We start from the raw sequence: 13,736 nt of genomic DNA, 5'->3' as shown, positions 1-13,736 counted from the left end.
GGCTACTCTTTTACGTAACCCGTTTTTATAAAGCGGCTTACCCGACGGTGCTGAACTGAGCTTTGATGATTCTCTCTTTTTCTAAAATGGTCGGCCTTTCCGGCGTTGATAACAACGAAAATGCCCGCGCCCGGCGCATCGGCCGCATGTTTGAATGGCCGATGATTCTTATCGCCTTCTGGATTGTGTTCGAGTGGTATCTCGAAGCCCGCGCCGATGGCCCACTGCCATACACCTACATTACCGACTGGTTTCTGTGGACGTTTTTCCTGCTGGAAACGCTGGTGCTGACCGCCGTGGTCGACGATAAAGCGCGCTACTTACGTAATAACTGGAGCAATCTGGTGATTGTGATTGCCGGTATGCCGTTGCTCTGGCAGGCCTTTCCTCACGCCGGTGGATTACGCGCATTGCGACTGTTGGCGATGTTCACCATGTTGATGAATATGTCCGGCTCGTTCCAGAAAATTATGGGAAGAAATCATCTGGGGCCAACGCTGATGGTGAGTTTTATCATCATCATTATGGCCGGCACCTTAATGGCTGTGATTGATCCCAATGTGCAGACACCGATGGATGGTATCTGGTGGGCCTGGGTGACGGTGACGACGGTCGGTTATGGCGATATTGTGCCGGGCAGCACCGCCGGGCGTTTATTCGGATCGGTGCTGATTCTGATGGGTATTGGCTTATTTTCGATGATGACCGCCAGCTTCTCAGCGTTCTTTATGCAGCAGGAAGAAGAGGATCTGATCGCCAAAGAAACGGCGAATGCCGACCGGCTGGCTAAAATGGAAAGCCGTATGGAGCAGCTGGAAACCAAACTGGATCAGCTGCTGACCATTGCCCTGGAAGCTGAGCAGCAACGCCGTGAACAGGGACGCGACCTGGATGGTGGCGAGCGTTAATCAGTCTGTTCTGCGCACTGGATACATTGGGTTGTGTAAGGAACGGCCTGCAGGCGTTTTTCGTCGATGGTATTTCCACATTCGCTGCATTCGCCATAAATACCTGCATCCAAACGTGTCAGAGCCTGATTGATCATCGTGATCTCGTGTAAAGATTCACCGGCGATGGCGTGCAGAACATCATCATTTTCCCGTTCGACCGCCTGCTCGGCAAAATCCGCCGACAGTGGCTCATCGCGGTGACTGGCATCACGCTCAACCTTACTGGCGCGGTTTTCCAGCATGGCTTTACGCTGTGTTAAGACTTGTCTGACGGCGCTGGTATCCATATCACTTTCCTTTGTTAGCTTTACTTTAGGCTAGGCCAGTGGTTGGCTTTTCACCTTGATGTGTATCAGGAAGGCAGCATTCTCTGCCGCCGGGCGCGGGCCAGTTGGCCTACACTGTGGCTGTTGAATGGCGGCGAGAGCAGACATGGAAGAACCCCTGTTTCTTAACGATCCCTATCAGGCTTTGGGTCATAAAATGCATTTTATGCAGCGTATCGAACGCCTTTACCGCGTGTTACGCGAGCAGTATGAAGGCATTCAGCGTTTTGCTCTGGTGCTGTACAACGACGATGACGGCCTGCTGTCGACCTTTATTTATGAAAGCGACGATGCCTCACCGTTGCTGGGTTACAGCGTCGGTCTTGATGATGTTCCGTCATTGCGCGAACTGGCCGAAAAACCGGCGGTGCGTGTGGTGAATGATATGCGCTGCTTCCGCAATACACGCTGGTCAGCTCATACCGAGGCTCTGTTATCACAGGGGTATCGTGCCAGCCTGACGATGCCGGTGTTTAACGATGGAGAATTACTGGGTTTTCTGTTTCTCAATTCATTACAGCGCGATTATTTTTCTGAACAGAAAATTGCCTACTGCAATCTTTGGGCGCACCTGATCGCTCAGCTGTTGGTGCGTGAGCAGGATGCCGTTCGCCGCATGCAGGCGCTGGTAAATTTTGCCACCGATGTCAGCGGCCGGCGTTCAGTTGAAACCGATGCGCATGTACGGCGCATGGCGGCTTATGCGCGTATGATTGCCCGTTCGCTGCAGAAAACACTGCAGTTAAGTGATGCCTTTATCGAATACTTGGCTTTGTTTGCGCCACTGCATGACATTGGCAAAATAACGATTCCGGACAGTATTCTGCACAAAGCCGGCCCTCTGAGCAGCGATGAATTTGAGCGCATGAAAACGCATGTAAAAGAGGGGCGCGACATTGTTGATCAGGCGCTGGCACACTTTTCTTTGGGTGATATGGAGCATACGGAAATGTTGCGTAATATCGTTCAGTTTCATCATGAAAAGTTGAATGGCAGCGGTTATCTGGGCGCACAGGGGGATGATATTCCGCTGGAGGCGCGCATTATTGCTGTTGCCGATATTCTCGATGCGTTGCTGAACCGACGCAGTTATAAAGAAGCGTGGCCACAGGAAAACGTCTTTGCTGAGCTACAGAGAATGGCGGTAGCGCACGAACTCGACCAGGCTTGTGTGGATGCGGTATTGCAGCATCCACAACAGATTGATGATATTCAGCGGCGTTATCCGTCCTGACGTTCCAGTAATTCAATCGCCAGGCGGACGAAATCTTTCGAACTGAGCAGGCCAATCAGATGATTGTCGCTGTCGGTGACCAGCAAGCAGCCCTGGCGGCTGTTACGCAATTGTTGCCCGGCGGTGGTCAGTGGCATATCAGCCGGAATGGTTTGTACGTCAGTGTTTATGCAGGAGCGCAGGGTTGTCTTGGCCAGATACGTCTGCATGTTATGCGCGCCGAATTTATCGGTAATGCGGAACGCTTCGGTTAAAAACTCTTTCTGGCTGAGCAGGCCAAAAATTTTCCCTTCTTCATCGACCACCGGAATATGACGGATCTGATGGCGCCCCATGGTTTGTTCGGCATCCTGCAGGGTATCGTCAGGTAAGTGGGTAAGCAGTTCGCGGGTCATCAGGTCGCTGACCAATTTCATATCATGTTCCTGTAGAAAGTCCGGATTGACGGCGTTAGCGCCCATCCCGGAGTGGTTGTACTCTGTTTATCAGTAAAGCAGGAAATAGCCGGAGTGCTATGCTGAGACTACTTAAAGGAGGGTGGCATGAGCATCAATAATCACATTCGTAATTACTATGAGCAGCTGGTTGCGGAAGAGATTCTGCGTCGTCTGCATGGCCAGACGCCGGAGGTCAGCATTGAGCATATGGCAGACATTGCCTGTGTTGCGCTGAATCGCCTGCCACCACGCTATATCCGCTTTGAAGTGGATATGGCGTTTTTCATGACACCGGACGAATTGGTGCAGACCAATAACAGTGTTATCAAGGCCGTCGACGAGGCCATTACCTTCGTTGCCGAGCACCGGCGTGAAGAATAATAACGTCCGTTTCTTTACATAATGTAAAGAAACGGTTCAGCTGCTTGAAACTACAGCGCTTTTTCTCTGACACTGAGCCCCATAACCGGGGGAACTTATGAATTTGTTATTGGTTGATGACGATCAGGAACTGTGTGCATTGCTGCGCCGTTACCTCGAACGTGAGTTGTTTAAGGTCACGACGGTACATACCGCCGACGAAGGACTGAGCGAAGCACTGACCGGCAAATACCAGGCGGTTATTCTCGATATCATGCTGCCGGGAGGTAACGGCCTCGAAATTCTGCGCAGCATCCGCCAGCGCAGTGATCTGCCGGTTATCATGCTGACCGCCAAAGGTGATGAGATTGACCGTATTGAAGGTCTGGAGATTGGTGCTGACGATTACCTGCCGAAACCCTGCAATCCCCGTGAACTGTCTGCGCGTCTGCGTTCGGTATTGCGGCGCAATCGTTCCGCCGAGGTTGTCTCGGCCAATATTGAGCTGGATGAACTGGTGATCGATCTCGACCAGCATCAGGTGCTGCGTAACAACGAAGCCATAGAACTCACCGTCACCGAGTTCAATATTCTCAGTGTACTGGCTCGCGACGCGGGCAAAGTGGTGGAGAAAAACCGCCTGGCGGAGCAATCCATGCAGCGCTCCCTGACGCTGTTTGACCGCAGTCTGGACATGCATCTGAGTAATCTGCGTAAAAAGCTCGGACCTAACCGCAACGGCGATGCCCGTATCCGTACCATTCGTGGCGTTGGCTACATGTACGCTCCGGAACAGGATATGGCTCAGGCCTGATTCGTGCGCGGCATCTTTATTCGGATCTACCTCGCCTTTATGGTCACCAGTCTAGTGGCCACGCTGGTGACCCTGTTACTGGCGATGTATTACCGCCAGTGGTCTAACGACTCCGTTAACCTGATTGCGCCTACGGGCGGTTATATCTCCGCGGCCGAGCTGATTCTGCAGCGTGGCGGAGAACCCTTGTTGCTCGAATGGTTGCTGACCTTCGAGCGCCATCCCAGTGTGAATGCTTATGTCTTTGACGATCAGGGCATCAGCCTGTTGCCCCATGTGCCGGCCGATGTTCTGGAATACGCCTTTGCGTCCGACTCTTATCAGGCGCGGGTTAATCCACTCGGACAAACCGAAATTCTGGTGAAGGCACCGCTGCAGAGTCACGATGGCCGGGTCTATCTGCTGGTGGTTGAGTTTCTGCACCCGCTGGCGGTGTTTAACTTACCGGCTTATCTCGGTTGGGGATTTCTGGCATCGCTGCTGCTGTTTGCTATCTGGGGATTTGTGCTGTCGCGCTACATGGCGCGGCCGTTGCTGTCTTTGCAGCGCAGCGTACGGGCCTTTGCCGATGGCCAGTGGCCGGTGCGGATTGCACCTAAATTACTGCGGCGGCGTGACGAAATTGGTGAGCTGGGGCGTGAATTTGGTCAGATGGCCGAGCGTCTGCAACGGCTGATTTCCGACCAGCGCCAGTTGTTGCGCGATGTCTCCCACGAATTGCGTTCGCCACTCGCACGCACCGCCGTTGCCCTTGAGCTGGCACGCCTGGATGCCGTGCCAGAGCAGGAGGAATACCTCGACCGTATTGAGCTGGAGACCCAGCGCCTGAATGAACTGATTGAAGATCTGCTGGGCATGGCGCGGCTGGAAACGGTGCAGGATCACAGCCATTGGCAATCGGTTAACTGCGCGGCCTTGTTGCAACAGGTTGTTGCTGACGCCCGTTTCGAACGGCCACAAAATGTGCTGCAACTGAACCTGCCTATGGATGCTGTTTGGGTTCAGGGTGACGCGCGGTTACTGACTTCGGCGTTTGAAAATATTATCCGCAACGCATTGCTGCATACCGCCAGTGGTACTTCGGTGGATATTGATCTGCTCTGCCGCCGCGGTCAGGTACGTATCAGCATCCGCGATCATGGTCCCGGGGTGCCGGAGCACTTATTGGCGGATTTGCTGCGGCCTTTTGTGCGCAGCGAGCAGGCGCGGGAGCGCAGCCCTGACAGTCTGAGCAGTGGCCACCGCGGTTTTGGCCTGGGTCTGGCGATTGCTGACCGGGTCATTCGTCATCATCGTGGCAATTTGCAGCTGAGCAATCACGCCCAAGGAGGGCTGGTGGTGACTATTCAGCTACCACAAGAGAGCTCTGAAGATGACTGACCGGGCACTTTACGTCTCTTTTACGCCTGCAGGGCTGTGTATTGACTGCCCGCTGCCGTTAGAATCCATGGATTGTTATTACGGGGTTTGTCTGTGAGGTTATCGGGCTTATTGTTATGTTGCTGCGTTTGGACGGTTCATGCCGGGCCGGATGTTCACATATTGCCAGCAGAACCCGCCCCCATTCAGCATCCCGGACTGCAGCTGGAGTGGAACAACAGCCGCCCGGAGCAGCGTCAGGCCCTTGATAACTTCTATCGCTCATTGCAGAACCTGCAAGTGCAGGAACAAGCGATGCAACGCATGGAACGCCAGCAGCGCATTGAACAGCTGCGTGGTATGTCGCCGGAACAGCGTCAGCAACAATTCCTCAACTTCGTTCAGCAACAGCAGCTCGCCCCCGGGCGCTGATCCTCTTTTCTTCCCAATCTCTTTCCGGATTATCTGTGCAGGTCGCCAGCTGGCGGGTCAGGCATTAGAATGCGTGTTTTTATTTTTCCGGATCTGGTTATGAAAACGCGTATTACTGAATTGCTGGGCATCGAGCATCCCTTGCTATTACCGGGTATGAGCTGGATTTCTACCCCTGAACTGGTGGCGGCGGTGTCAAACGCCGGTGGTCTTGGGATTCTGGCCAGTGGTCCGCTGACCGTCAGCGAAACCCGTGACGCTATTCAGCGTATACGCGAACTGACGGATAAGCCTTTTGGTATCGGCGTAACCCTGTTGATGCCGGGCGCTAAAGAAAACGCTGAAGTGGCCCTGGCTGAGAAAGTCCCGGTTATTAACTTCTCGCTGGGCAAGGGCGATTGGCTGGTGAAGCGCGCTCATGAGTATGGCGGCAAAGTGATTGCGACCGTGGTCAGTGAAAAACATGCGTTGTCGGCGCAAGCAATTGGCGCCGATGCATTGCTGGTTACCGGCCATGAAGCGGCGGCTCACGGAGGAGATGTAACCTCGCTGGTGCTGGTGCCGGCCATCGCCGCTAAAGTTCGTATCCCGGTGATTGCTACCGGAGGCTTTGCTGATGGACGTGGATTGCTGGCCGCCTTATCACTGGGCGCTGAAGCGGTAGCCATGGGTTCACGTTTCGCCACCAGTGAGGAAAGCCCGTTGCATCAGGCGACCAAAGATGCGGTCATCGCGCGCAGCGAACAGGATACGATTTATTCGAAAAACTTCGACGGTATACCGGCCCGCGTTATGCGCACGCCACGCTCAATTAAAGCCACCCGCAAACCGATGAATTTTCTGCTCGCCTGTTGGCAAGCAACACGGGCTGCGCGCATGGTCAAACAGCCGGTGTGGAAAGTGATGATTGGAATGCTGGCAATGATGGATAAGGTTAAATTGCTGGCTTATTTTGGTGCCAGTGTGCCGCGCTTGAAAGCCGCGACCATTGATGGCGATTTACAGCAGGGCGTGCAGTTTATCGGTCAGACCCAGGGGTTGATAAACGATATACCCAGTGTTGAAGACATCATTCAGCGCATGCTGCGTGAAGCTCAGGAGCTGCACCAGCAACAACAGCGTTACTGGAACTGACATTGCCGGGCTGCGTATGCGCGCAGCCTGTTCTCCTGCTTCAGTCCATCTTATCTTCGGGCCATCTTATCTTCGGGCCATCTCATCTTTGATCTATTTAACCCTCAGCCTGCTTTGCCACCTGTCGGTGCCCCAGTGTAAGACTATGTTGTAAAAACATTCTTTTTATTCCTTTTGTTGTTATCGATAGGTTCTGATTGGTACGGACGAACAACTCAGGTGGCGTGTTGTGTCGTATTTGGCGAGGGGCGTCTTCGACCATGAGGGAAGGGGGCAGCGCTGACCCGTCATGTCCTACCGCTCCGGTGGTGCTGGCCTACACTGAGTTCGCTTTTGCAGTATCAGGGAACCTTCCCGGTCAGTGCATTACGGTGAGAGTGCGGTTTCCAACAAAAATAACAAACCCAAGGAACGCTCATGCTAAGCAAAATATTCTCTGTGGCAGCGCTGTCTGCCGTGCTGTTTTCGGCTCAGGTGTCGGCCATGTCGGCAACCCCGGAAAGTGGTTATACCGCCACCAAATACCCCATCGTGCTGACTCACGGCCTTTATGGCTTTGACAGCCTGCTGGGTGTTGATTACTGGTACAAGGTTCCGGAAACCCTGCAGAAAGATGGTGCCCGGGTGTTTGTTACCACCGTATCCAACTCTAATTCGCCGGAAATCCGTGGCGAGCAGCTGATTCCGCAAATTGAACAGATTCTGGCGCTTACCGGTGCCGAAAAAGTTAACCTCATCGGTCACAGTCATGGTGGTCCGACTACACGTTATGTGGCCTCTGTGCGTCCTGATCTTATAGCGTCCGTTACCACCATTGCCGGTGTTAACCGTGGTACTCCGGTCGCCGAAACCCTCAACGACTGGTCCAATGGTTCGAAAGAATTTGAAGGCCTGATCAAAACACTGGGTAACGCTTTGGCTGTCGCTATTAACTTCCTGTCCGGTGGTGATTACGATCAGGATATTCTGGCGTCCATGCGTTCTATGACCTTTGCCGAAACCGCAGCCTTTAATCAGCAGCATCCGGGTGGCATTCCGACCACGGCCTGTGGTGAAGGGGACTATCAGTACAATGGTGTGCGTTACTACTCTTGGAGTGGTGCCAAGCCGCTGACCAACGTACTTGATCCTCTGGATCTGCTGACCGGTACGACCAGTCTGTTCTTTCCGGCCGGTGAGAAAAATGATGGTCTGGTCGGCTCCTGCGCCAGCCGTCTGGGGATGGTGATCCGTGATGATTTCCGCATGAACCATCTGGATGAAGTAAACCAGACTCTGGGGTTGCATGATCTGACCGAAACCGATCCGCTGACGGTATTCCGTACCCACGCCAATCGTCTGAAAAACATCGGGTTGTAAGCCATGAAGCCACTTCACGGTGCGCTGGGCTTAACACTGTCGGTGGTGGCGGTCGTCCTGCTGGTATCGGTCTGGCAGGACGATGTTCTGGTGCAGCGGGCTGAATTTCAGCCTGCGCGCACCGGCAGCGGAGCGGATTCCGCTGCTCCGCGGGCTGCCATGCCAGAGAATGGTGTTGATCCCACACAGCTGATGACGTTTCGTGGTGCCACGGTGGATGGTTATCTGCGAACCGATCATCGTGGGCAGTTGGTTATTGATATACAGCTGCGTCACTGGATGGATTTTTATCTGTCTGCTCAGGGCGAAGTACCGCTCGATGATTTATTGCTGACCATGCGCGCTCAAATACGCGGGTTGCCTGAGCCCGGACGCTCACAGGCAGAGAACATTCTGGATGAATATCTGGGCTATCTGGCGGCATTGGCTGACTATGATCGCGAAGCGCAGAAGCGGGTTGGAGAATCCGGGCTGGATGAGCTGTCTGCACGGGTTGCCTGGCAACAGCGCTTGCGCCGCGAATGGCTTGAGCCGCCAGTGGTCGAGGCGTTTTTTCAGGCAGATGAAGTGATGGATAACTACACGCTGGCGCGTCATCAACTGCGTGCGCAGGGCGCTGATGAGGCGCAGCTGGCGGAGTTGAACAGCAGTCTGCCGCAAGAGTTACAGCAGATGCGCGAGCAATCGCAGCAAGTGCTGACGCTGCAGCAGCAGGAACAAAAACTGCGTCAGCAGGGTTCCTCAGCGGCTGATATTCAACAATGGCGTGAACAGCAATATGGCAAGGAGGCGGCTGAACGACTGGCAAAAGCCGATCAGCAGCAACAGCACTGGCAGCAGCGTTTGCAGGATTATCAGCAATACCGTGATTCGCTGGCCTTGCAGGGATTGGCGAATCAGGACCGTGAGTTGCTGCTGAAAACATACCGCAGCCGGCACTTTTCTGAAGCAGAGCAAAAGCGTCTTAACGCCGCCTTAACTCTTCTGGCTGGCGAATAAGGCATCGGCCTGTTGCAGTAATTGCTGCAACGGGCTGAACAATGCCGGGACGGCCAGAATAATATTCTCTCCCACCAACTGTGGGTTTAATCCCTCCGCTACGGGATGAATGTGTCCAAATTGCACTCCGGCTTCGCGGGCAATTAATTGTGCGGCGGCAAAATCCCAGGGTTTGACCGTTTCGTAGTAACCATCCAGACGGCCACAGGCTACCCAACAAATATCCAGCGCAGCGGAGCCCAGACGACGCACATCGGCACATTGTGTCAGTACCGCCTGCAAACGCTGTATCAGCTTTGGAATATCGTGTTTTTCATAAGGAAAGCCGGTGGCTATTAATGCACGGCGCATATCCTGTGTTGCGGCACACTGAATTGGCTGTTGATTCAGCCAAGCACCAAGGCCATTAATGGCACTGAATGTTTCGTTCAGAAACGGGTTATGCACAACGGCGACCTGAGCTTCGCCCTGATGATAATAAGCAATGGAAATGGCCACTTGCGGGTGCAGGTGAGCGTAATTTACGGTGCCATCAATCGGGTCGATAATCCACAGATGCTCGCTATCGGTCGGATTATCCGGTGCCAGCTCTTCGGAAAGAATCTGATGTTGCGGAAAACGGGAGAGAATACCATCACGGATAATCTGGTCGGCGGCCACATCCGCCTGTGTGACCAGCTCGGTTCCCTGTTTAAACTGAATATCCAGCTGATGGCGCTGACGGGCAATTTCTTCCCCGGCCTGGCGGGCGAGCTGCAGGGCAACATCGTATAACGTTTGATTATCCACGGATGGGTCTCTCATCTGGTTTTTGGGTGCGTATGTCAGCACTGATGATTGGATGTATTCCAGAGCACTTCGGAATGGCTCTGCGTCATACCGGAGAAATGTTTAGCCTAGTATTGCTGCAGCATTTTCTCTGCGGGCGGGCTTTGTTCCAGATAATTCTGGCGAAAAACAGCGGCCGGTACCGGCTTGCTGAAATAGTATCCCTGATAACTGTCACACGCCAGCGCCTGCAGCAGTGTCAGTTGCTGGTGGTTTTCCACACCTTCGGCGACCAGTTCAAGTTTCAGTGTTTTGGCCAGAGCAATAATGGCGCGGACAATGGCTTCGTCCTCCGGGTCGCTGTTGATTTCATTGATAAAAGCCCGGTCAATTTTCAGCTTACTGATCGGAAATTGTTTCAGATAGCTCAGTGACGAATAGCCGGTGCCGAAATCATCCATCGCAAAACGCACACCCAGCTTATTGATGTTATCCAGAATTCTTAAATTCTCCTGCACATTATCCAGCAGCAGGCTTTCGGTGATTTCCAGCTCCAGATATTTTGGATCAAGGCCGCTGATGTTTAATATTTCCTGGGTGCGCAGCACAAAAGCATCGTCCAGCTGGCGTACCGATACGTTAACCGAAATGGTCATATCCAGTGAAAACGTGTCATTCCATTCGCGGAACTGTTTGCAGGCTTCCATTAATGCCCAGTCACCAATCTCACGAATCAGCCCGGTTTCCTCGGCGATAGGAATAAAATCAGCCGGTGACACAACACCGGCACTTGGGTGTATCCAGCGGATTAATGCTTCTGCTCCCAATAACGTGTTATCAAACGTGTTGACCTGGGGTTGGTAGTACAGCTCAAACTCCTGATTTTTAACCGCACGGCGCAATTCATTTTCCAGGGTTAAGCGTGAATTCGCTTTTTGATTCATTTCTTCGGTATAAAACTGATAGCAGTTACCGCCACGGGATTTTGCCTGATACATCGCGGTATCGGCATTGCGCAGCAGTATATAAGACTCGCTGGAGTCATCCGGGCATACGCTGATGCCAATACTGCAACTGATTGAAAGTTTGTAGTGGTCAAGTTTATAGGTCTGGCTCACAGCTTTAATAATTTTGTCTGCCAGCTGCTCTATTTTCTTTGAATTTTCAGGATCGCTCACCATGACGATAAACTCATCGCCGCCTAAGCGGGCAATCATGTACTGAGGATCAATCAGATGACGTAAACGGTCGGCAACCAGTTTCAGCAAACGATCTCCGACCTGATGACCGAGAGAATCGTTAACCGTTTTAAAGCGATCCAAATCAATAAACAGCAGGGCAATTTTACCTTTATTGGGTTGCATGCGCTCAATGCTGTTAATAAGCTCGTCATTAAAATAATAACGGTTGAACAGTTCGGTCAGCGGATCGCGTGTGGCCAGGAACTCAACATGCTGTTGCGACAGCGTATGGTCGGTAATATCAATCAACAGCCCTTCAAGGCGATAAGGCTGTTGTGCATTAAACAGCACTTGGCCACGGTCCATAATCCATTTTAATTCGTGCTGCAGAGTCTGAACCCGGTAGGTGATTTTATAAGGCGTCCGGCTGTTGCAGTGGCTGTCAATTTCCTGCAGGTATCTTTCCTGATCATCAGGGTGGATATGGGCAAGCAGGCTTTGGCGTCCGGCGCGATCGCTGTCTTCGTCAGCAATAATGCGCAGGTCGCCACTGGTAATAAAGTTCAGCAGGTGTTCGGGCAAACTGATTTGATAAATACTGCCCGGGATATTGCTCATTAGCATATTGATAACGTTTTCTTTCTCGCCTAATGCGCGGCTTTCCTGCGAATAGCGATGTTCTTTTTGCAGCGTATTGCTGAGAACGTAGCGGTAGAGCTGCCAGCTGCCAGCCAGCAATATGAGCAGGAATAACACAGGCCAGATAATATCTTCCAGCCACAGACTGAGCAGGGAGGCCATTGGCAGCGAAACCATTTGCAGCAGTTGCAGTTGTGGATCAAAGCTGACGACACCTAAGCGTTTAATGCCATCGAATTCGGTTTTATTCGAAAAATAAGCAAGCGTGGTTTCGCGATAGACGTCCGTGCGCAGGTTGAGGTCGTCACGTTGTCGCTCGCTGACGTTCTTGCCCAGAATCTGCTGGCGGCTGACCGGCAATGGCGAGGCAATTAACAGTACGCCGTTACCGCTGATAATACGTTGCGCGGAATGCTCCAGACTGCCGGCGGCCTGCCATTGCAGACCATTACTGCTGGTTGATGTCAGCAGGCAAGCAATCAGCGCTGTCTGTTGCTGCTGCATTGGCATGCAATAGGGCAGATAGTGCCCTTTATTGATCTGTACGGTACTGACAAAACCCGCATGTTGTTGGTGTCGTAACAGGTTCAGATCATCGTTGCTGAGATCGGGTGGAGTCTGCTGCGGGTCGGCACTGTCAAAGGAGCTGGCGAGCAGCTGGCCGTCGCGATGGTAAAGAGCAAGGTGGCTGTGTTGCGGTCGTGGTTTTTGCTTTTGGCGTAACCACTGTAATCCATCAAAGTCTGTGCTGTGGTTTTGCAGGTCGGTTCTGAGATCAAGCAGCTGGTGCTGAAGTTGCTGCTGCAGCAGCCGCGTGTTGCTCTGCGCGACGGCAACCAGTGCTTCAAGCTGGGTCAGCGTGCGTTGGCGGTTGGTTTCCCAGCTGCCGAACAGGTAAAGCAGAAGCAGCACGGCAAATAGCAGCAGCCCCAGCAGCACGCGGATACGCTGTGGCGGCATGGCTTTCAGAGTGTGCGTGATGCGGTTGAACATAGTCTGTCCCTGATACCCTGAAGAGCCCGGGAAAATGCAGGCTGGCCCCTCAGAAACAGAGTATAGAAGTCAGTTACCGTTGCTGCTCAGGTGTGGCTCTAACCAATTGTTCAGTACCGCAAGCACCGCATCACGCATCAGCGGTTGCGCGGCGGCTGTCGGGTGAATACCGTCGGCCTGCATCAGCTCTGGTCTGGTGGCGATCCCCTCCAGCAGAAAAGGCAGCAGCAGCGTGTTGTGTTGTGTCGCCAGTTGCGAAAATACGTCGCGGAAGGCACTGGCATATCGCGCCCCATAGTTAGGCGGAATCTGCATACCCAGCAAGAGAACGTCGCTGTTTGCCTGATTGGAAAGCATGATCATACGTTGCAGGTTTTTTTCGATCACGCGTACCGGTATACCACGCAGGCCATCGTTGCCGCCCAGCTCGATGATCGTCAGATCGGGTTGATGCTGTTGCAGCAATGCGGGCAGACGTGTCAGGCCACCGCCAGTGGTGTCGCCACTGATGCTGGCATTCACTACCCGGGCACCGGGAACGCGTTGTTGCAGCGAATTCTGTAATAAAGCGACCCAGCCCTGTTGCACCGGCACGCCAAATCCGGCACTAATGCTGTCTCCGACAATCAGAATGAGTGGTTCTGCGCGCGCAGTCAGCGGCAGAGCCAGCAGTATTAACAACGGCAAAGGAAGAAGTACTTTGACGGACAGCGGCACAAACAGCCTGAGCAAGGCTCCTACAGAGGCTCGG

14 protein-coding genes are annotated in these 13,736 nt (G+C 53.2%); 9 read left to right on the top strand and 5 right to left on the bottom strand.

The window, feature by feature from the left end; genetic code table 11:
• The first annotated feature begins 65 nt into the window (after positions 1 to 65).
• A complete protein-coding gene (locus NYR02_RS13410; protein ID WP_225693558.1) occupies positions 66 to 908 on the top strand; it encodes a potassium channel family protein in 843 nt (280 codons plus the stop codon).
• Here NYR02_RS13410 and NYR02_RS13405 read toward each other — a convergent pair.
• On the bottom strand, positions 905 to 1,237 hold the full coding sequence (locus NYR02_RS13405) for a TraR/DksA family transcriptional regulator (RefSeq protein ID WP_260976873.1): 333 nt from the start codon (positions 1,235 to 1,237) through the stop codon (positions 905 to 907). The genes NYR02_RS13410 and NYR02_RS13405 overlap by 4 nt on opposite strands.
• 145 nt (positions 1,238 to 1,382) lie before the next feature.
• On the opposite strand from NYR02_RS13405, the gene NYR02_RS13400 reads away from it, so the two are divergent.
• Complete coding sequence (locus NYR02_RS13400; protein WP_260976872.1) at positions 1,383 to 2,510, top strand: HD domain-containing phosphohydrolase; 1,128 nt, start codon at positions 1,383 to 1,385, stop codon at positions 2,508 to 2,510.
• On the opposite strand, the gene NYR02_RS13395 is transcribed toward NYR02_RS13400, so the two are convergent.
• On the bottom strand, positions 2,498 to 2,926 hold the full coding sequence (locus NYR02_RS13395) for a CBS domain-containing protein (RefSeq protein ID WP_260976871.1): 429 nt from the start codon (positions 2,924 to 2,926) through the stop codon (positions 2,498 to 2,500). The two genes, NYR02_RS13400 and NYR02_RS13395, sit on opposite strands and share 13 nt — an antisense overlap.
• 126 nt (positions 2,927 to 3,052) lie before the next feature.
• Here NYR02_RS13395 and NYR02_RS13390 point away from each other — a divergent pair, with 126 nt between their 5' ends.
• From NYR02_RS13390 to NYR02_RS13360, 7 genes are all read left to right on the top strand, one after another.
• On the top strand, positions 3,053 to 3,328 hold the full coding sequence (locus tag NYR02_RS13390) for a late competence development ComFB family protein (RefSeq protein WP_260976870.1): 276 nt from the start codon (positions 3,053 to 3,055) through the stop codon (positions 3,326 to 3,328).
• Positions 3,329 to 3,425: 97 nt separating this feature from the next.
• Entirely contained in the window at positions 3,426 to 4,121 is a 696-nt protein-coding gene (locus tag NYR02_RS13385; protein ID WP_260976869.1) for a response regulator transcription factor, read from the top strand.
• A gap of 39 nt (positions 4,122 to 4,160) precedes the next feature.
• Positions 4,161 to 5,501, top strand: coding sequence for a sensor histidine kinase (locus tag NYR02_RS13380; RefSeq protein ID WP_260976868.1), 1,341 nt, complete (start codon positions 4,161 to 4,163; stop codon positions 5,499 to 5,501).
• Positions 5,502 to 5,663: 162 nt separating this feature from the next.
• On the top strand, positions 5,664 to 5,912 hold the full coding sequence (locus tag NYR02_RS13375; protein ID WP_260976867.1) for a hypothetical protein: 249 nt from the start codon (positions 5,664 to 5,666) through the stop codon (positions 5,910 to 5,912).
• A 99-nt stretch (positions 5,913 to 6,011) separates the two neighbouring features.
• A complete protein-coding gene (locus NYR02_RS13370) occupies positions 6,012 to 7,046 on the top strand; it encodes an NAD(P)H-dependent flavin oxidoreductase (RefSeq protein WP_260976866.1) in 1,035 nt (344 codons plus the stop codon).
• Between the two features lie 417 nt (positions 7,047 to 7,463).
• On the top strand, positions 7,464 to 8,405 hold the full coding sequence (locus tag NYR02_RS13365) for a lipase family alpha/beta hydrolase (protein ID WP_260976865.1): 942 nt from the start codon (positions 7,464 to 7,466) through the stop codon (positions 8,403 to 8,405).
• A gap of 3 nt (positions 8,406 to 8,408) precedes the next feature.
• Positions 8,409 to 9,404 (top strand): lipase secretion chaperone, encoded by a 996-nt coding sequence (locus NYR02_RS13360; protein WP_260976864.1) that lies wholly within the window; start codon positions 8,409 to 8,411, stop codon positions 9,402 to 9,404.
• On the opposite strand, the gene NYR02_RS13355 is transcribed toward NYR02_RS13360, so the two are convergent.
• From NYR02_RS13355 to NYR02_RS13345, 3 genes are all read right to left on the bottom strand, one after another.
• On the bottom strand, positions 9,381 to 10,193 hold the full coding sequence (locus NYR02_RS13355; protein WP_260976863.1) for an inositol monophosphatase family protein: 813 nt from the start codon (positions 10,191 to 10,193) through the stop codon (positions 9,381 to 9,383). The two genes, NYR02_RS13360 and NYR02_RS13355, sit on opposite strands and share 24 nt — an antisense overlap.
• A 107-nt stretch (positions 10,194 to 10,300) precedes the next feature.
• A complete protein-coding gene (locus tag NYR02_RS13350; protein WP_260976862.1) occupies positions 10,301 to 12,985 on the bottom strand; it encodes a putative bifunctional diguanylate cyclase/phosphodiesterase in 2,685 nt (894 codons plus the stop codon).
• 69 nt (positions 12,986 to 13,054) lie between these two features.
• Positions 13,055 to 13,702, bottom strand: coding sequence for an arylesterase (locus tag NYR02_RS13345; protein WP_260976861.1), 648 nt, complete (start codon positions 13,700 to 13,702; stop codon positions 13,055 to 13,057).
• Positions 13,703 to 13,736: the final 34 nt, after the last annotated feature.

The sequence above is a fragment of the Thalassolituus pacificus genome, assembly GCF_025318105.1.
Lineage (GTDB): Bacteria > Pseudomonadota > Gammaproteobacteria > Pseudomonadales > Oceanobacteraceae > Venatoribacter > Venatoribacter pacificus.
This window is presented reverse-complemented; position numbering and strand designations above follow the sequence as displayed.